The following is a 17,886-nucleotide window of genomic DNA, read 5'->3' on the forward strand; positions in this document are numbered from 1 at the left end:
AAAAAATAGCGACGGCAACGCCTTCGGGCGTCTTGAATGCGCGGCATGCGCCTTGCAGGTGGTGTATCCCGGGCAATGCCCGAACCCATTGCCCCGATGCCGATCCGCCCCCTGAGCGCCCTGACCGCGCTGCTGCACGTCTACATCGCGCTGCGCCTCGTGCCCGCGCTGGCCATGCTCACGCCGGCGTGGCCGCTGGCGCTGGCGCTGGTGCTGCTGGCGCTGCTGGTGGTGTCGGCGCTCACGATCCCGTTGCCTTTCGTCTCGCGCCGCATCGCGCCCAACGCATCGGTGGGCGAGGTGCTCAAGTGGGTCGGGCTCATCAGCATGGGCTGGTTCTCCTCGATGTTCGTGCTGACGCTGCTGCGCGATGCCGGCCTGCTGCTCACCTGGCTCGCGAGCGCGCTGGGCGTGGCAGAGGTGCGCTGGAATGCGCTCTTGCCGTGGAGCGCGCTGGCGGTGCTGGTGATGGCCACGGGCACGTCGCTGGTGGGCTTCATCAACGCGCGCCGCACGGCGGGCGTCAAGCGCGTGGAGGTGCCGATCCGCGGGCTGCCGACGGCGCTGGAGGGCTTCACGATCGCGCAGCTGAGCGACATCCACGTCGGGCCGACGATCCGCAGCGCCTACATCCAGCGCATCGTCGACGCGGTGAACCGGCTGGGCGCCGACGCCATCGCGATCACCGGCGACCTCGTGGACGGCACGGTGCCCGAACTGCGCGAACACATCGCGCCGCTCGCCGGCCTGCGCGCGCGCCACGGCACTTTCGTGGTCACGGGCAACCACGAGTACTACGCGGGCGCGCATGCCTGGATCGACGAGCTGCGCCGGCTCGGGCTGAAGGTGCTGCTCAACGAGCACGTGGTGCTGCAGACGCGCAACGTGCGCGGCGCGCAGACCGATGAGGAACTCTTCGAAAGCGCCCTGGTGCTGGCCGGCGTGACCGACTTCACCGCCGGGCACTTCGACGCGGCGCATGCGAGCGATCCGCACCTGGCGCTGTTCGATGCGCCGCCGCTGGTGCACACGCGCGTGCTGCTGGCGCACCAGCCGCGCAGCGCGACGGTGGCGGCCGCGGCGGGCTACCAGCTGCAGCTGTCGGGCCACACGCATGGCGGCCAGTTCTTTCCGTGGAACCTGTTCGTGCCGATGCAGCAGCCTTTCACGGCGGGCCTGCACCGGCTGCACGACATGTGGATCTACGTGAGCCGGGGCACCGGCTACTGGGGACCGCCGAAGCGCTTCGGTGCGCCTTCGGAAATCACGCTGCTGACGCTGGTGCCCGCGCGGCCCTGACGGCGCCGCGCTTCTTTTCTCTTCAGGATTGCAGTTCGGCCAGTCGCCGCGCGTTCGACGTGGCCGCGGCGTGAATGGGCTTGAGGCCTTCGCGCGCGATGCGGACAGCAACGCCGGAGAGCTGGCTGGCTGCGTTCGCCGAGCGGGTCGCGGTCTGCACGAAGGCATCGCTGCGCGCGGCCGCCTGCGCAGGGGTGACGCTGCCGGCCATCGAGAAGAAGGCCGTCGTGCCCTGGAGCCACTGCTGCAGCGCCTTGTTGGCCAGCGCGAAATGGCTGCTGTGCCACTGCTTGACCATCGCGATGCCCGATTCGCTCGCGGCGGCGAGCTTCTCGTGCCCCATGAGCTGGAACTCCGCCAGATCGGCCGCGGTGGGCGTGAGCCCGGCCTTGGCGATGCGCTCGGTCCGCATGCGGATCACCGAGCCGGAGGACAGCAGCATCTCGTTGGTCTTCTGGGCCAGGTCGAGCCACTGCATGAACGGATTGGCCAGACGGGCGGTGGAACTGAGAGATGACATGTGGGGGGCCAATGCGTGGGAGGAGGAGAACCACTATAGGCCTCGACCGTTTCGATTGCTGCAGTGCAGCAATATCAATCCGCATTCTTGGTGAACAAGTCCTACCTTCGGATGTGGAAATTACGTGCTGTCGCCGCGCGGGACGTCATGGAAAGTAAATATGCAGACTTTCTCTCACCATCCGCATCGGACGCTCACAACATGAAATCAAATCCTTGCGCGCCCCTCCGGGCCGCCGTGTTCGCAGGTCTTTTCGGCTTGCTGGGCACGGCGGCTCACGCTTTTGGAGACGACACCCGCGGCTTCTACATCGATGGCGGCCACGCACGGCACGGGGAACGGGGCGACACCAACTCGACCACCCTCGGCATGACGGTGCCGTGGTCGATCACCGAGAGGCCGCCGGGAGGCGCGCTCAGCTCGTACCTCGACTTTTTCGTGAGCAACTGGCATGCGCGCCCGCTGGACGACGGCCCACGCAATTTCGTCCAGATCGGCGCGATCTACACCTTGCGCTATCGCTTCGGCGACGGCGCCTCGCCCTGGTTCGCCGAAGGCGGCGTGGGCGCGACCTTGATGGACCATGTCTACCGCACGCCCGACCGCAGCTTCAGCACAGCCTTCCAGTTCACCGAGGTGCTGGGCATCGGGCGCAGCTTCGGCGACAACGGCGCGCACGAAGTCTCGCTGCGGGTGCAGCACGTGTCGAATGGCGGCATCAAGAAGCCCAACCCGGGCGAGACGTTCCTGCGCCTGCGCTACACGTACCATTTTTGAGGCAGCTTCTGAGGCAGGGCGCTAGGCCAGCCGGCGACGGCGGCGCGCGCGCATCTCCATGACCAGGTAGGCGCCCAGCGCCACCGCCAGGGGCAGCAGGTAATAAAGGCCGCGATAGGCCAGCAGCGCCCCCAGCAGCGTGGCTTCGGGCACCTGGTACGACAGCAGCGCGACGAACACCGCCTCGAGCACGCCGAGCCCCGCCGGCACGTGCGTGACGACGCCGGCCACAGCGGCCACCAGCAGCACCGCGAGCACGTGCGGATAGCCGACCTGACCCTGCAGCAGCAGCCAGATCACGCCGCCCATCAGCGACCAATTGAGGCACGACATCGCCAGCTGCAGCAGCGCCATCGCGAGCCCCGGCGTCTTGAACGTGTGGCCGCGCACACGCCACACGCGCCCGGCCGAAAAGGCGCACAGCGCCAGATAACCCGCCGACAGCGCCAGCAGCGCAGCGCCGAGCACGCGCAGGCCGCCGCTGCCGAGCTTCCATTCGGGCGGCAGCGTCATCGGCCAGAAAAAGAAGGCCGCGCCGGCCACCACCAGGTAGCCGAGCCAGTTGGTCAGCATGCTGAAGCCCAGCACGCGGGTGATGGTCGCGTTGCCCAGGCCCAGGCGCGAATAGAGCCGGTAGCGAAAGGCCACGCCGCCGACCAGCGAGCCGAAGTTCAGGTTGAAGGCGTAGCTGATGAAGGTCACGCCCATCACGGAGCCGGCGCCCAGCTTGTGCCTGGTCAAGTGCCGGCCCAGCAGGTCGTAGGTGCTGTAGAGCGCGAAGCTGCAGGCGGCCAATGCGCCGGCCGCGAGCAACGTGGTCGCGGGCAGCGCGCGGATCGCATCGAGCACCTCGCTCCAGTCGATGGCGCGCGCCTGGGTCACCAGCAGCCAGGCGACGAGCCCGAAGAAGCCCCACACGACCACGCGGCGGGCCCAGGGCCACCAGGACTGGCGAGCGAGGGCCATCGCGGTCATAACTTGATGGGCCGCACCAGCCTCATGCCGCTTCCGTCGGCGTGGCGCCGCCGGTGTTGTTGTGGGCGTTGTTGTTCTTCTCGTTCTTCTGCCGTTCGGCCAGATCGGTCGCCTCGGCGAGCGTCAGCCGCGGCGCATGGCGCGGCAGGCGGTCCAGCCACGCGGGATACCAGCGCAAGAAGTGAAAGATGAAGAAGCTGCGCACCAGCCGCCAGCCGCTCCATTCGCTCGCGAGGTCTGTCGTTTCGATGCGCTTGCAGCTGTTCTGCATGAGCTGGTCCATGCGGTTCCACAGCACCTCGTTGAAGGCCTTGTCGCGCACGACCACGTTGGCTTCGAGATTGAGCGACAGGCTCAGCGGATCGAGGTTGCTCGAGCCCACCGTGCTCCAGCGGTCGTCCATCAACGCGACCTTGCCGTGCAGCGGCCGGTCGCAGTACTCGTAGATGCGCACGCCCGCGTGCAGCAGGTGGTGGTAGAGCATGCTGGCCGCGGTCTTCACGATCGGCATGTCGGGCTCGCCCTGCAGGATGAGCCGCACGTCCACGCCCCGGCGCGCGGCGCGCCGGAGCTCCTTGATGAGCCGGTAGCCCGGAAAGAAGTACGCGTTGGCGATCACGATGCGCTCGCGCGCCGAGCGGATCGCGGCGCGGTAGTGGCGCTCGATGTCGTTGGTGTGGCGGCGGTTGTCGCGCGTGACGAGGATCGCGTCGGCCTCACCGGCCACGGTGTGGCGCACCGGCGGCGCCTGCTTGAGCCGGCGGCGGAACCACCCCGCGCCCTTGCCGCCGACGGCGATGGCACGCAGCACGAACTGGTGGATCTCCGCCACGATCGGGCCGGCGAGCTCCACCGCGTAGTCCTGCTTGGCCTTGGGGCCGAAGTCCATCAGATGGTCGGCCGAATAGTTGATGCCGCCGACGAAGGCGCGCTCGCCATCGACCACCACGATCTTGCGGTGCATGCGGCGGAACACATTCAGCCGCTGCCCCATGAAGCGATGGCCCGGATCGAACACCCGCACCTTCACGCCGACCGAGGTGAGCCCTTCGATGAATTCGCGCGAGAGATCGGGCGAGCCGAAGCCGTCCACCATCAGGTCGACCTTGGCGCCGCGCTGCGCGGCTTCGCGCAGCGCCGCGTGCAGCGCGAGGCCCACCTTGTCCTCGAACAGGATGAAGGTCTCGACGATCACTTCGCGCTCTGCCGCGCGGATCGCGTCGAACACGCGCGGAAAGAACTCCTCGCCGTTCTCCAGCAGCTCGATGCGGTTCCCGCCAATCCAATGGTTCTGGCTCATGGCTGCGCCCCGCTCAAAGATCGATGTCCGCCACCAGCGGCGCGTGGTCCGACAGGTGCGACCAGGGCCTGCGCGGCAGCACCACCGGCGCGTGCACGCCGGCGTTGCGAACGTAGATGCGGTCCAGCGAAAGCACCGGGAACCGCGAGGGAAAGGTCTTCGCGGCGCGCCCGTTGGCATGCACGAACACCTCGCGCAGTGCGGCGCCTTTTTCCAGCACCTCGTGCGCGCGGCCGCGCCAGTCGTTGAAGTCGCCCGCCACGATCAGCGGCGCGTCGGCCGGCACTTCGTCGCGCACGATGTGGCAGAGCAGCTCCAGCTGCTGCTGGCGGTGCGCCTCGGCCAGCCCCAGGTGCGCGCAGATCACATGCACATCGACCGTGCGGCCCGGCAGGCGCAGCACGCAGTGCAGCAGGCCGCGCTTCTCGGGGCCGCTCACCGACACGTCGTGGTTGCGGAAATGCACGATCGGAAATTTCGACAGGACCGCGTTGCCGTGGTGGCCCTTCGGGTACACGGCGTTGCGGCCGTAGGCGAACTGCGGCCACATGGTGTCGGCCAGGAATTCGTAGTGCGGCGCCTCCGGCCAGTTGCTCACCTTGCGCGAATGCCGCGAGTGCGTGCCCAGCACCTCCTGCAGGAACACCACGTCGGCGCCCACCGTGCGCACGGCGTCGCGCAGCTCGGGCAGGATGAACTTGCGGTTGAGCGCGGTGAAGCCCTTGTGGGTGTTCACCGTCATGACCTTGAGCGAGGTCGGCGCGGGCGCCGGCACGGCCTCGGGGATCGGGGAGGAAGACATCAACCCGGTTGTACGTGGGCGCACCGGCTGCGCCTGTAGGAACGCGCCACCTTCTTGCGTGCCGTTCCGCGCACCGTTTCGCGCGGTTTTCGCTACACCTTCGCGCGCGGGAGGCGGGCTCCTACAGGCACGCCTGCCGCGCCCCGACACGGGCCGCTTCAAGGGCCTCCTACGGTGATTTCAGGGCTGGCGAACAAGGCGGCCCAAGTTTCTCCATTCACTCCAACCATCACTCATTCGAGACAAGCAAAGGAACACACCATGAAGCAGCAAACCATTGTTCGAAGTACGGTGCTTGCCGTGCTGATGGCCGCGGCCGGCGGCGCGATGGCCCAGGCCACGTCGATCCCCGCGCAGCCCGACCCGTCCGTGGGCGGCGAGGCCAGCACGATGACGCCGGCCGGCGTGGCCAATCCGCCGCAGCGCCCCGACAACTCGATGCCGGCCTCGCGCGAAGCCGTGAAGGCCGAGGCGCGCGTGCAGAACCGCAACAACGCCAACAGCATGGTGCCCAAGGGCGAGGCCACGACCACCATCAACCACCAGCCCAACGCCATGCCGCAGCCGACTGGCGAGATGTCGCGCGCGGAGGTCAGCCAGCAGGCGCGCAAGGTGAAGCCGCGCTTCGGCGAAAAGGGCGAGCGCCCGGAAGTGCCGACCAATCCGACCGACAAGACCGGTACGCCGAAGTAAGCGGGTACCGCACCTGAACGAAAAAGAGCCCGCAGCGCCTTGTGCGCTGCGGGCTCTTTTGTTTCAGGGGCCACCGTCGGCGGTGGTCCGTTGCTCAGCTCTTGACGGGCGCTGCGTTGCGCTGGCCGTCATGGCCGTCGTGGCCGCGATGGAAGCGATGGCCGTGGCCGCCGGCATGCACCGTTTCGGCATCGAAGGTCTTCTGCTGCTCGGGCGTCAGCGCGGCATAGAAGGTCTTGGTGGCATCGGCGCGCTTGGCGAACATCGCGCTGCGCTCGGCCTGGCGGGCCTTCATGCGTTCCAGGCGCTCGGGCGTGGTCAGCTTGGCGAACTCGGCGCGGTCCATGCGCTGCGGGCGGGCACCGGCCGGCGGCTGGTTGGCCGTGGTGTAGGTGCTCCATGCGCCTTCCTGGGCGGCGGTCAGCTTGAGCTTGTCCTTCAGCGCGGCGAGGCGCTTGGCACGGTGCTCCTTCATGCGCTCCATGCGCTGGGCCGGGTCCATGCGCTTGTGCTGCGCCTTGGGCGCGGCGGTGGTGTCGGCCTGCGCCACGGCGGCGGCAGGTGCCGGCGTGGTGGTGGCGGCCGGCGCTTGAGCGAAGGCACCCGAAGAGGCGAGGGCGGCGGAGCCCAGGAGGCTCGCCCAGACGATGCGTTGGCGAAGAGAAATCATGAGAAGTGCTTCCTTTCGAAGAAGCCCGCCACCGAGGGGCAGCAGGTGAGGGCAAGTGTGGAAGACCTCTGTATCGCCTCCGTTAGCCTGGAGTGAGCTTGCGTAAAGAATGGTGAATCGCGCGATGGGCCACGCCTTTTGCGTGTGACTTATTTGGGTCGCGGGTGCTTCAGGCCCCGATCGGGCGCCTGCAATTTGCCGGCGCGCAATTCGCCCACGGCGCGAGCGACGGCGCGCGCCACGTTGCGCACTTCTTCCTGCACGTCGGCGTCTTCGTCCAGCGCGTCGTGGCTGGTCGCATAGGGCTCGTAGTAACCGATGTAGCGGTCCAGGCGCGCCTGCATGCCGGCATCAATCAAACCCATCCAGTCGAGCCAGTCGGTGAGATTGCGGCGCAGGCTTTCGACGCCGGCCACGTCGCCGTGCACCACCACGCCGTAGACGCGGCCGTCGAGGTGCTTGGGATAGCCCCAGCCCTCGAGCTCGAGGGCCTTGGCCTCTTCGGGCTTCTTGCCGTGCGTGCTGGTGGGGTCGGGGTTGCCGCCGTCGGCGCACACGAGCCGGTCAATCATCAGCTTCAACGGGCTGGTGGCCTGGTACCAGTGCGTGGGCGTGAGCAGGATCACGCCGTGCGCGGCGACCCAGCGTTCGTAGATCTCGTTCATCCAGTCGCCGGTCTGGCGCAGCGAATGGTTGGGGTAGCAACTGCAGGGCCAGTGGCACAGTGGCATGGCGGTGGAGACGCAGCCCTTGCAGGGATGGATCTGCCGGCCGTATTCCGAGGTGACGAGGCTCAGGTCGAGCACGTCGGTTTCGATGCCGCTGCCTTCGAGCACTTCGCGCGCCAACTCGGTGAGGCGCCAGGTCTTGGAGATCTCGCCGGGGCAGGTGCCGTCGTTTCGCGGGGAGCCGTTGATCAGCAAGACGCGCGAGCGCGTCTGCGGCTGGCCCCACGCCGCCTGCGCGGCATCGATGCGCGCCTTGGCCTCGAGCCAGTCGACCGAGAGGTCGTAGTCGGGGTCCGCATAGCCGGGCCCCGCCTTGCGCGTGACGGGCGACTTGCGGCCTTCCTGGTAGGCCTCCCACGCGATCAGTTCGATGCGCTGCAGCGAATCGGACTCGGCCTTGAAAGCCGGGTCCTGGAAGGGCTGCATGAAGCGGTTGTGGAACTGGGCGCGCTGCAGCGTGTCGGGCGCCTGTCCTTTGCGGATCGTGGGGGGCATGTGCGCAATCTATGCGCCGGATGCCACGACGCGGCCTGCACCGCGATGCCGACTTTCGGTAGGCCCGCGACTACAACCTGGCCTCAGCGCTCGGCCTCTCGACCTTTCAGCCTCTCAGCCTCTCAGCCGAGCTGGCCGTTCTGGAAGTCGTGCACCGCCTGCTTCACTTCTTCCTGCGTGTTCATCACGAACGGACCGTACTGCGCGATGGGTTCGTGCAGCGGCCGGCCCGCGATGAGCAGCGCGCGCGCCGGGCTGTGGTTGGTGGCGCCGGCACGCAGCACCACGCCGTCGCTGCCCGCGTCGTTGGCAAGAATCGCCATGCGGCGCGTCGGCACTTCGCTTCCCGCAATCCAGAGCGATTCGCGGAACACGTAGACCAGCACGTTGTGGTCCGCGGGCAGCGGCTGCGCGAACTCGGCGCCCGGCGGCAGCGTGATGTCCAGGTAGAGCGGCTCGGTGTGCGCGCGCAGCACCGCGCCTTCGATGCCGTGGCTGGTGCCGGCGATCACGCGCACGTGCACGCCTTCGGCGGTGGTGTATTCGGGGATCTCTTCGCTCTGGATGTCGCGGTACCAGGGCTCGCGCATCTTGTCCTTGGCGGGCAGGTTGAGCCAGAGCTGAAAGCCTTCCATGAGGCCCTCTTCCTGCTCGGGCAGCTCGCTGTGCACGAGGCCGCGGCCGGCGGTCATCCACTGCACGCCGCCGTTCTCCAGCAGCCCTTCGTGGCCCGCGCTGTCGCGGTGGCGCATGCGGCCCGCGATCATGTACGTGACGGTTTCGAAGCCCCGGTGCGGATGGTTCGGAAAGCCGCCGATGTAGTCGCCCGGGTTGTCGCTGCCGAAAGCGTCGAGCATCAGGTACGGGTCGAGCCGTTTCTGCAGCGGCTGCTGCAGCACGCGGGTGAGTTTGACGCCGTCGCCGTCGCTGGTGGAAACGCCCGCCACGATGTGGTCGAGGCTGCGCGGCGTGGTGACGGGTTCGGTGGGGTGGTTGGCATTCTTCTTCATCGGCCCATGGTGTCACTAACCCCCCGACCGCGCCACCGGTGGGGACGAGCGCATCCGTGTCAGCCGGCAGCCTGGAATTTCGCCCGCATGTGCTCGGGGTACCACTGGGTGAAGCGGATCGCGCCGACGATGGCCGCGACCGTCACCGCAATGCCCACCCACAGGGGCAGCGCGGGCAGGTAGATCATGGCCACGTCCGCCAGCACCATGAGCGCGAAGGCGACGGCCCATGCGGCGGTGATGACGTTGTTGACCCACCGGAAGCCCGGCTGCGTCCACACCTCGGGCGGCGTCTGCTCCTTGGCGTACTGCAGCGTGAAGGGCTGGCCGATGAGCATGGAGCCGAGCACCACGATCAGGAGGCCGGCGTCCACGCGCAGGCGCACGCCCAGCAGCGACCACTCGGTGTGCGCCGCGAGGGCATAGACGGCGAGGCCACCGAACAGCAGCACGGTGCCGATCTCCAGCACCTTGACCGTGCGCTTGGGGCTCAACCAGTCGCGCGCGAGGAAGGCGGCCGAGAGCAGCGCCGCGGCGCACAGCGCGGGCACGACGCCCAGGACGCGGTCGAACACCGCGAAGACGATGAAGGGCACGAAGGCCAGCAGCATGCTCATGCGCGTTCTCCAAACCAGTTGCCATGAAAGCCCACCGGCACGCGGTGCGGCAGCGACGCCGTGCAGACCGGCCCCTTGGCCAGCGCGCGGGCGTCGAAGATGACGAGATCGCTGGTGTTCGTCGCGCCGCGCCACACGGTGGCCAGCAGCCAGCCGTCGCCTTCTTCCGCATCGGGCGCGCGCGGGACGAAGACGCCCTCGGACACCAGGTCGGGCGCGGGGAACACGTACATGTCGTGCCCACCCAAGACGTGGTCGACGTGGCGCAGGCCCGCATAGAGGCGCTGCGGTTCGCCGGGCTGCGCCTCGGCCCGGCACACGTACCAGCCGTGGCGGTACGGCAGGCCTGCGAAGCGATCGTCGATGCGCGGGAATTCGCCCGAAATGTCCTCCAGCCGCGTCTGCGTGAATTCGCGCGACGGCATCGACAGATCGAACTGCCAGCGCGCCAGCCAGCTGGGCGGCGTCGTCTCGCTCGCGGGCGAGCCGTCGGGCTTCGGAAAGAGCGGCGGCGTGGCGAACTGGATCACGTCGGCGAACAGGCTGCCGCCGGCCTCCCAGGCGTTCATGACGTGGAACATGTAGCAGCTCGCGCCGCGCCACCAGACGATGTCGGCGGTGCTGCCGCCCCGCGGCATCACGCCCACGCGGGTGCCGTATTCCGGCTCCCAGGCGTAGGGCGGGCGGCCGCTCTGGGCGCGCTCCATGCTGGCGGTGAGCGGCATGATGGGGAACATCACGTGGCGGTCGGTCACCATGAAGTCGTGGACCATGCTGGCGTAGGGCGCCTCGAACTGCTCGAAGCGCGCGACGCGGCCCTCGGGCGAGATCACGCCGAAGCTCATGCCGTTCGACAGCCGCGCCGGCGTTCCGTAGCCGAAGAACAGCAACTCGCCGGTGCGCGGATCGGTCTTCGGATGGGCGGTGAAGCTGCCCTGCAGGGCGCCGTCGAAATCGGTGGCGCCCAGGGTGTCGAGCGTGCGCAGGTCGACTTCGATCGGCAGGTGCGCCTCCTCCAGCGCGAGCATGTGGCCGGCGTGGCCGATCACGTTGGTGTTGGCCGTGCCGTCGGTCGGCTGGGGCGCCTGGCCGGCGGGTGCCTTCTGGAAGCCGCTTGCGAGGTCGCGCCCTTCGGTGGCGGCCCGCCAGAGCTCGGTGCGCACCCAGCGGTTGCGGTAGCCCACCTGGCCGTCCGCCAGGGTGAACGAATGCAGCATGCCGTCGCCCGCGAACCAGTGCGCCTTGGGATCGGGCACCACTGGGTTCGGGCCGTTGCGCACCAGCGTACCGCGCAGGCCTTCGGGCAGGGCGCCTTGCAGGGGCAGCGGACCGAGTTCCGTCTCGAAGTCGATCGGCCCCATGTTGGGCGGCGGGGTGCGGGGGAGGGTGGCGTCGTTCATCGGGGCTCCTGGGAATTCGTTAGATCGCTCGCATATCTTTCCAGTGGAAATATCAACGAACCGGCCGATGAAGTCAAGGGATTTTTCCAGTGGTAAGATTTTTGACTTCCTTCCCGTTCTTCGCTCTTCTCCCCGATGACCACCGACACCCCGCCCAAGCGCTACCACCACGGCTCCCTGCCCGAGGCCCTGCTCGCCGCGGCCGAGACGGTGCTGCTGCGCGACGGCATTCCCGGCCTGGGCCTGCGGGCCATCGCCCGGGAGGCAGGGGTGTCGCACACGGCGCCCAAGCACCATTTCGGCGACACGACGGGCTTGGTGAGCGAGCTGGCCGCGGTCGGCTTCCGGCGCCTGACCGAGGCGATGCGCAGCGCCGCGCCCGAGACGGCCGACGTGCGCGAGCGCCGCAATGCGATCGCCCGCGCCTATGTGCACTTCGCCCATGACAACGCGGCGATGTTCGGCCTGATGTTCCGCAACGAGATGATCGACATGCGCCGCCCCGCGCTGCACGAATCCGCCCGCGAGGCGATGCGCGTGATGGCCGCCATCATCGGCGGCAGGCCGGAAACCTCGGGGGAAACGCCGGTGTCACTGGGCGACACCGAAGCCGTGCGGATGACCGCCGCGTGGGGCTACGTGCACGGCCTGGCGATTTTGCTGATCGACCAGCGCCTGGGCGGCATCCTCCAGGTCACGCCCGGATTCGCTAGCCCGATCGATTTGGTCGATGCAACGCTGCGGGATGCGCGCTTCGGCTTCGAAGCAGGCGAGGCGCCTGAACAAAAGCCCTGAGGCTTTATCCAGGCCACTGCTGGCGTTGCCAGTAGCGGTATTGCCAGTGGGTTGTGAACCCGGCGCGGCGGTAAAGCGACAGCGCCGGATGGTTCTGCGCATCGACCTGCAGGAACACGCGTTCGAAGCCCGCCGTCAACGCCGCTTGTGCGAGCCCCGCCAGCACGCGCCCAGCGAGTCCCCGGCCGCGGTGCGCCTTGTCGGTGCGCATGCCGTGCACGCTGGCCCAGCCGTGCCCGAAGGCCATGGCGCCCGCGGCCACGGTGCGTCCGTTCTCGCGCACGCTGGCATAGAGCGAGCCCTTGGCGCGGGCCAGCGAGCGCACGCGGTGGGCGCCGTCCACCGGGTCGAACCCTTCGCCGAGAAACAGCGCGGCCCAGGCATCGTCGGGGGCACGGTCCACATCGGCCATCGAACCGGCGCCGGGCGCCACTTGCCGCATCTGCCGCGCCGTTCCGATCTGCACGCAGGTGGGGTTGTCCTGCACGTAGTGCCGGCGCTCCAGCTCGGCGCGCAGGCCGTCGAAGCAGTCGACGTCGGCCAGCCGCAGCGCGGGCACGACCTGGCGGCTGTCGTAGCGGTCCTCGATGCGGTCGAGCGTGGCCGCGTCCACCGCGCTGCGATGCAGGGGAACTGCCGACTTGGCGCGCTTGACGGTGCCGCCATCGAAAGGCAGCAGCCAGCCGTCGAGCTCCTCGGACGCCTCGGGCGACACCGCTGCGATGGTGGCGCGCTCGATGGCTTCGATGTCGGCGATGCTTGGCGCTGTGGTCATGGGGTACTGGCTTCCGGTGCGGTGTACTTGGCTGCGGCCACGCTCTTGAGCAGTGTTTCGCGCTGGTTGCGGCTGATGCCGCGCACGCTTTCCGCAACCCACTTGGTGCGGTCCGCGTCGATGCGTCCGTCGCGGCGCCATTGTTCGAGCACGGCCTGCGGCTTGTGCAGCATCGCGGCGAGCCACACGGCCTGCGCGGGCTCCAGCGTGCGCGCGCTGCGCTTGAAGTAGCGCCGCGCCGCCGCCTCGGCGCCGCAGATGTTGCCGCCCCAGGGCGCGTTGTCCAGATAGAGCTGCAGGATGCGGGCCTTGCCCAGCGTCTGCTCCATCTCGACCGCGTAGAGCATTTCGCGCAGCTTGCGCTCGGCCGTGCGGTCGCTGCCGGTCACCAGCAGCTTGGCCAGTTGCTGGGTGAGCGTGCTGCCGCCGCGCTTGGTCTGGCCTTCCTTCTGGTTGTTGTCGATCGACGCGAGGATCTCGGTGATGTCGTAGCCGGCGTGCGTGAAGAAGCGCTGGTCTTCGGCCGCGATGACGGCGCGCGCCAGCCAGCTGTCGTTGGCCAGCTTGGCGGAAGGGCCGCAGCTGGTGCGGGCGCCGAGCATCGCCTCGGTGCCGAGCCCCTGGACCGTGAACTGGCTGATGACCGGCTGCACGGCGAAGGTGGCTTCGGGCAGCACCAGCTGGCCGCTCAGCGCGAGCGTGCCGCCGATGCGCGCGCGCTGCAGCTCGGGCAGCGTGGGCAGCAGCACCGCATACCAGCGGGCGATGGGCGCGTCCTGGACCTTGGCGCTCAGATGCAGGTTCTTGGGCGCCAGGCGGCCTTCCCATTGGCCCTGGAGCATGTCCGTCTCGGTGGTCCTGGGGGTGGCTTCGAAGGTGCCGGTCAGCGTGTTGCCGTCGCGGCGCACCGTGGCCACCAGGCGCTCGACCTTGATCGGCTGCGTGCCGAGCGCGGGCACCTCGACGCTGCAGGGCTCGCAACGCAGCTCCTGCAGGCCCGTCGCATCTTTCCAGCTGAAACGCACGGTGCCGAAACGGGTGTCGAGCGAGTGGCCGTCCAGGCGCGGCGCGAACCAGGGCGATGTGGCCAGGCGCACGGCCGTCGGCACGCCGATCTCGAAATCGAGCGGGCCGGCTTTCACCGAGGTGCTCCATTCGCCCGCCGCCGGTGCCAGCGCGAATTTCACTATCAGAAAGATAGCTACAAGCGCTGTCAACACGAGGGCCAGCAGCCCGAAAAGCACAAATCGCAAGGTCTTCTTCACAAACACGCTCTCACATCGGTCTCGCCACGGTGACGGCTTGCCACGGGCCGGTCGACTGCCCGCTGGCCGCCGACCAGTACCAGGCTGAAGTGTCGGTGAAAGCGGTGCCTCGGGCATCGACGATGCGCTCGCAAACGCGGAACTTTTGCGCGCCGTGCCGTTGCGCAACAAAACAGCGCCACAAACGCGCCTGCGCATCGCGCTCCAGCCGCGCCTGTTCGATGCGGTAGCCGAGCGCGCGATAGCAGTCCGCGGCCGGATGGAGCATGCGCGTGGGCTGTTTCACCTCGCGCATGACGAGGGTCTGGGTGCCGTCCGTCATGCGTCCGATGGCGCCGGGGAAGCGGTCGGCGAAGCGCTGCTCGACCTCGCTCAGCGCGAGCGGGCGCAACGGAACACCGTCCCACTGGCTGGGCCATTCATGGGACATCGCCGTCTCGCCGAGTGCATCCGGCGCGCGCAGCGCCGCCGCGGTCGACCAGAGCATGCACAGCAGCATCGCCAGCGCGAAGGCGCTCTTGTGGCCGATGCGGTTGATGAAATGATTGGCGAACCAGCGTTCAAAGAACGGTGTCGACATGGCGGCCTCCTTGCGTGGTGATCAGGCCCGGGATCGGGTGGTCGCCAGGTTCCGGCACGGCGCGCGCGGGCACCATCAGGCGTGCGATGGCGCCGCACACGGCCGCCAGCACGACCAGGCCCAGCGCGTTGTGCGCCCACGGCGCCAATGCATGGCCCGCGCCCTCGAAAGCGATGAGCACGCTGTTGCGCACGATGTTGCCGGCCAGCACCAGCAGGCCGACCATCGGCAGGCGCCGCACGAAGGCCTTGTCGCTGCGGCGCGCCCACAGCGCGACGGCGCAGGCCGTGAAGTAGCCCAGCCACACCATCTGCACGCCGGAGCAGGGCGCATCGACGATCACCAGGCGGCCGTCCACCATCAGGCTCGTGCCTTCACGCGCCACATCGAAGCCCGGCGCGAGCAGCCAGCGGCTGGCCTCGGCGGTCACCACGCGCAGCGGATAGCCCGCGTAGAACTGCAGCGACGACAGCAGCGGCAGCGCAAGCACCGCCAATCCCGCCACCGGCAATGCAGCCACGCGCCTCGGCAGGAAGGCCAGCAGGCCGCAGGCCAGTGCCAGCACGGCCACCAATCCCGCCGCCAACGGGGGCAGCGCGGGCACGATGCCGAGCCCCGAGCGCAGCAGCGTGGCGAGCACAGTGCCGGCGCCTGCGAGCGCCAGCCAGCCCAACCGCGGGGAGGCGCGCAGCTCGCGCCGGCATTGCCACGCCAATGCTGCGAGCGCTACCAGCGCCACCAGGCCCAGCGGATCGTCCGAGCCGTCGCGCATGCGCTGGACCATCCATGCCCACGTGGGCGTCAGCGCGGCGAACTGCAGCGCGAGCCAGCCGGCGGCCGGCGTGCGGTCGATGTGAATGCCCCAATCCACGATGCGCGGATGACGGTGGGCGAGCGTTGCCAAGGACATGTTCTTCTCGATCGTTCAGGAGGTGAAGCGGCGTGCGTCGTTGCGGCGCGCTCGGCGGCGCAGCATGGCCAGCATCGACAGCACGACGGCGATGGCGCCCAGCGACTCCGGTTCCGGCGTGCTGGGCACTTCGGCGCCCAGCGCCTGGTTGCTCACGCCTTGCGGCATCGGCAGCGGCTGGTTCACATCCACGCTGTTCTGCGGCGCCGCGTTGCGCACCACCTTGTCGACCGCGATGAAGCTCGTGTATTGCGTGAGCAGGCTGTACTTCAGCCCCAGCTCGGTGATGCGTTCCTTGAAAGCCGCACTGCCTTCGAGCGTTTCCTGGTCGCTCAGGCTCTGGATGCGATGGCGCGCCCACAGCGTGCGCAGCGCCGCGGTGTCCAGGCGGGTGCGCTCATCGATGCGCACTTCCTGGCGGTAGGGGCCGCTGGCGCTCTGGCCTTCGATGATCACGCGGCCCCTGGGTTCGCCACGCCACTTGCCGAACACGATCACCGGGCGTTCGCCGAGCACGTCGGGCAGGGCCTGCGGTTCCACTTCGTACACATCGAGGCCGCCGAAGGTGGCCTTCACGCTGGTGAGCACCGGCGACTCCACCATGCGACGAAAGCGCGCGGCCTGCTCGGGCGCCTGCACCGGGTCGGTGATGATGAACGGCTCGCCCATGCCGGCGCGTGCAATGCCTTCCATCAGGCTGCGGTTGACCGAAGAACCGATGCCGAAGGCGAACACGTTGGCCTTCGAGAGGTTGTTGCGCACCAGGTCGAAGGCTTCGCGCTCGACCGTCACGTAGCCGTCGGTCACAACGACCACGGTGCGCGACACGTTCTCTTCCTTCGGCTCGGCGTAGACACGCTTCAATGCGGGAATCAGTTCGGTGCTGCCGCTGCCGTCGTAGTTCTTGATCGTCGCGAGTGCCTGCTCGATGTTGGCGCGCGTGGCCGGCACGGATTTGGGCGAGAGCATCTTGTTGCTGCCCGAGAACAGCAGCACGTTGAAGGTGTCGCTCGGGCGGAGACCCCCGATCAGGCGTTCGAGCACCGTCTTGGCGGTGTCCAGCGGAAAGCCGTGCATCGAGCCCGAGATGTCGACCACGAAGATGTAGTCTCGCGGCGAGATAGCACTGGCGGCCACGGCCTTGGGGGGCTCGACCATGGCGAGGAAAAAGTTCTCGGCGTTCTCGCCCTGGCCCTTGTAGAGCATCAGGCCCGACTCGATCTTTTCGCCCGCGAGGCGGTAGTCGAGCACGAAGTCGCGGTTGTCGGCGGGGCGGCCATCGGCTGTGAGCGTGATGTCGGCGTGCTGGTCTTCGTCGCTCTTCTTCACGTCGATCGCGTGGGTGGTCGAGCGCACTTCCTTCAGGCCCATCGGCGTGTCGATGGTGGCCTTGAGCTTGAAGCTGGTGCTCGGCGCGACGCCTGCCTGCAGCGTGGGTTGGGCGACCCACTTGGCTTGTGCGTTCGTCGATTGCGGGCTGTTGTAGCGCGGGCCGACCACGGTCGGGAACACGAACTCGTAGTTGCCCGATTGCGGCACCAGGAGTTCGGTGTAGCGCAGCTCCACCTTCACGTCGTCGCCGGGCAGGATGTTGGCAACGTTCATCTGGAACACGTTGGGCAGGTGCTGCTCGAGCAGCGCGGCGGTCTTGCCCTCTTTCTTGGCGGTGTCGTATTCGATCTGCGCTTGCTGCTTCTCGCGGATCTGCGCGGTGATCAGGCGGTCGGCCAATCGAATGTTGAGGCCGCTCACCGCGGCCTTGGTCGAACCGGGGAACACGTATTTGGCCTCGATGGCGCGCTGGCCTTCGTTGCGGTAGGTCTGCGTGACCGTGACATCGGCGATCACGCCCGAAATCTTCACGGCGACTTCGGTGCCCTTGAGCGGCAGGCGATCGACCGAGGGGTCGTCGCTCTTGACGAAGAAGTAGGGGCTCTCCGTCTTCAGGCGCGGGCCGGCGGGTGCTTCCTGCGCATGCACCGGGCGCAGGCCCATGGCGATGAAGCCTGCGGTCGCCAGGCTCACGGTGGCGAGCCAGAGCCAGCGGCCGGGACGTGGGGTGATGGTGGCATCCATGGCGGGGGTCCTTGTCCGTGCGAACTTGCACGGCCGCAACTTTCGGCACCCCGCGAGAAGGCAGTTGGAAGGCTCCTTGAAGTCGCCGACCGCGAACGTCGCGCTCTGTGAAGCCTGTGTGAAGTGACACCGCCCGGGTGCTTCACACAGCCTTCGGCTCGTGCGAAGAGCATCGCCGCTTCGCTACAGACGAGGAGAA

Annotated in this window: 18 protein-coding genes; 4 read left to right on the forward strand and 14 right to left on the reverse strand. The window is 68.3% G+C overall.

Annotated features, from left to right (window positions below; translation table 11 throughout):
• Positions 1 to 36 precede the first annotated feature (36 nt).
• Positions 37 to 1,299 (forward strand): metallophosphoesterase, encoded by a 1,263-nt coding sequence (locus tag JC881_RS09485; RefSeq protein WP_198785463.1) that lies wholly within the window; start codon positions 37 to 39, stop codon positions 1,297 to 1,299.
• Between the two features lie 22 nt (positions 1,300 to 1,321).
• Here JC881_RS09485 and JC881_RS09490 read toward each other — a convergent pair whose 3' ends face one another.
• Positions 1,322 to 1,819, reverse strand: coding sequence for a polyhydroxyalkanoate granule-associated phasin (locus tag JC881_RS09490; protein WP_198785464.1), 498 nt, complete (start codon positions 1,817 to 1,819; stop codon positions 1,322 to 1,324).
• Positions 1,820 to 2,020: 201 nt separating this feature from the next.
• Here JC881_RS09490 and JC881_RS09495 point away from each other — a divergent pair, with 201 nt between their 5' ends.
• Complete coding sequence (locus tag JC881_RS09495; protein ID WP_198785465.1) at positions 2,021 to 2,596, forward strand: acyloxyacyl hydrolase; 576 nt, start codon at positions 2,021 to 2,023, stop codon at positions 2,594 to 2,596.
• Between the two features lie 21 nt (positions 2,597 to 2,617).
• Here JC881_RS09495 and JC881_RS09500 read toward each other — a convergent pair whose 3' ends face one another.
• From JC881_RS09500 to JC881_RS09510, 3 genes are read right to left on the reverse strand one after another with little or no spacing between them, the layout of a single operon-like run.
• Positions 2,618 to 3,571, reverse strand: a complete 954-nt coding sequence (locus JC881_RS09500) for a lysylphosphatidylglycerol synthase domain-containing protein (protein ID WP_198785466.1) — start codon at positions 3,569 to 3,571, stop codon at positions 2,618 to 2,620.
• A gap of 22 nt (positions 3,572 to 3,593) precedes the next feature.
• On the reverse strand, positions 3,594 to 4,871 hold the full coding sequence (clsB, locus tag JC881_RS09505) for a cardiolipin synthase ClsB (RefSeq protein ID WP_198785467.1): 1,278 nt from the start codon (positions 4,869 to 4,871) through the stop codon (positions 3,594 to 3,596).
• A 13-nt stretch (positions 4,872 to 4,884) separates the two neighbouring features.
• Positions 4,885 to 5,673, reverse strand: a complete 789-nt coding sequence (locus JC881_RS09510) for an endonuclease/exonuclease/phosphatase family protein (protein WP_198785468.1) — start codon at positions 5,671 to 5,673, stop codon at positions 4,885 to 4,887.
• A gap of 261 nt (positions 5,674 to 5,934) precedes the next feature.
• Between JC881_RS09510 and JC881_RS09515 the strand changes: the two genes are divergently transcribed.
• A complete protein-coding gene (locus JC881_RS09515) occupies positions 5,935 to 6,366 on the forward strand; it encodes a serine/threonine protein kinase (protein WP_198785469.1) in 432 nt (143 codons plus the stop codon).
• A gap of 94 nt (positions 6,367 to 6,460) precedes the next feature.
• Here JC881_RS09515 and JC881_RS09520 read toward each other — a convergent pair whose 3' ends face one another.
• The 5 genes from JC881_RS09520 to JC881_RS09540 form a co-directional block, all read right to left on the reverse strand.
• The gene (locus tag JC881_RS09520) at positions 6,461 to 7,036 is read right to left on the reverse strand and encodes a Spy/CpxP family protein refolding chaperone (RefSeq protein ID WP_198785470.1); all 576 of its coding nucleotides are present in this window, start codon (positions 7,034 to 7,036) and stop codon (positions 6,461 to 6,463) included.
• A 149-nt stretch (positions 7,037 to 7,185) separates the two neighbouring features.
• Entirely contained in the window at positions 7,186 to 8,259 is a 1,074-nt protein-coding gene (locus JC881_RS09525) for a flavodoxin family protein (protein WP_198785471.1), read from the reverse strand.
• Between the two features lie 122 nt (positions 8,260 to 8,381).
• On the reverse strand, positions 8,382 to 9,269 hold the full coding sequence (locus tag JC881_RS09530; protein ID WP_198785472.1) for a pirin family protein: 888 nt from the start codon (positions 9,267 to 9,269) through the stop codon (positions 8,382 to 8,384).
• 59 nt (positions 9,270 to 9,328) lie between these two features.
• Entirely contained in the window at positions 9,329 to 9,886 is a 558-nt protein-coding gene (locus JC881_RS09535) for a hypothetical protein (protein ID WP_198785473.1), read from the reverse strand.
• On the reverse strand, positions 9,883 to 11,286 hold the full coding sequence (locus tag JC881_RS09540; RefSeq protein WP_198785474.1) for a carotenoid oxygenase family protein: 1,404 nt from the start codon (positions 11,284 to 11,286) through the stop codon (positions 9,883 to 9,885). The genes JC881_RS09535 and JC881_RS09540 overlap by 4 nt, the downstream gene beginning before the upstream one ends.
• Positions 11,287 to 11,421: 135 nt before the next feature.
• Here JC881_RS09540 and JC881_RS09545 point away from each other — a divergent pair, with 135 nt between their 5' ends.
• Positions 11,422 to 12,081 (forward strand): TetR/AcrR family transcriptional regulator, encoded by a 660-nt coding sequence (locus tag JC881_RS09545; RefSeq protein WP_198785475.1) that lies wholly within the window; start codon positions 11,422 to 11,424, stop codon positions 12,079 to 12,081.
• Between the two features lie 4 nt (positions 12,082 to 12,085).
• Here the strand turns inward: JC881_RS09545 and JC881_RS09550 are convergent, their stop codons facing one another.
• The 5 genes from JC881_RS09550 to JC881_RS09570 all read right to left on the reverse strand — a co-directional run bounded on the left by JC881_RS09550 (position 12,086) and on the right by JC881_RS09570 (position 17,687).
• Complete coding sequence (locus tag JC881_RS09550) at positions 12,086 to 12,856, reverse strand: GNAT family N-acetyltransferase (protein WP_198785476.1); 771 nt, start codon at positions 12,854 to 12,856, stop codon at positions 12,086 to 12,088.
• Positions 12,853 to 14,043 (reverse strand): biosynthetic peptidoglycan transglycosylase, encoded by a 1,191-nt coding sequence (locus JC881_RS09555; RefSeq protein ID WP_332875212.1) that lies wholly within the window; start codon positions 14,041 to 14,043, stop codon positions 12,853 to 12,855. The genes JC881_RS09550 and JC881_RS09555 overlap by 4 nt, the downstream gene beginning before the upstream one ends.
• A gap of 88 nt (positions 14,044 to 14,131) precedes the next feature.
• Complete coding sequence (locus tag JC881_RS09560; protein WP_198785477.1) at positions 14,132 to 14,701, reverse strand: hypothetical protein; 570 nt, start codon at positions 14,699 to 14,701, stop codon at positions 14,132 to 14,134.
• The gene (gene xrtQ, locus JC881_RS09565; protein WP_198785478.1) at positions 14,682 to 15,611 is read right to left on the reverse strand and encodes an exosortase Q; all 930 of its coding nucleotides are present in this window, start codon (positions 15,609 to 15,611) and stop codon (positions 14,682 to 14,684) included. Before xrtQ ends, JC881_RS09560 begins: the two co-directional genes overlap by 20 nt.
• A 15-nt stretch (positions 15,612 to 15,626) precedes the next feature.
• Positions 15,627 to 17,687 carry a VIT and vWA domain-containing protein gene (locus JC881_RS09570; RefSeq protein ID WP_198785479.1) on the reverse strand — a complete coding sequence of 687 codons (2,061 nt, stop codon included), beginning with the start codon at positions 17,685 to 17,687 and terminating at the stop codon, positions 15,627 to 15,629.
• Positions 17,688 to 17,886: the final 199 nt, after the last annotated feature.

Origin of the sequence: Variovorax sp. IB41 (assembly GCF_016405905.1) — a bacterium.
GTDB lineage: Bacteria > Pseudomonadota > Gammaproteobacteria > Burkholderiales > Burkholderiaceae_C > Variovorax.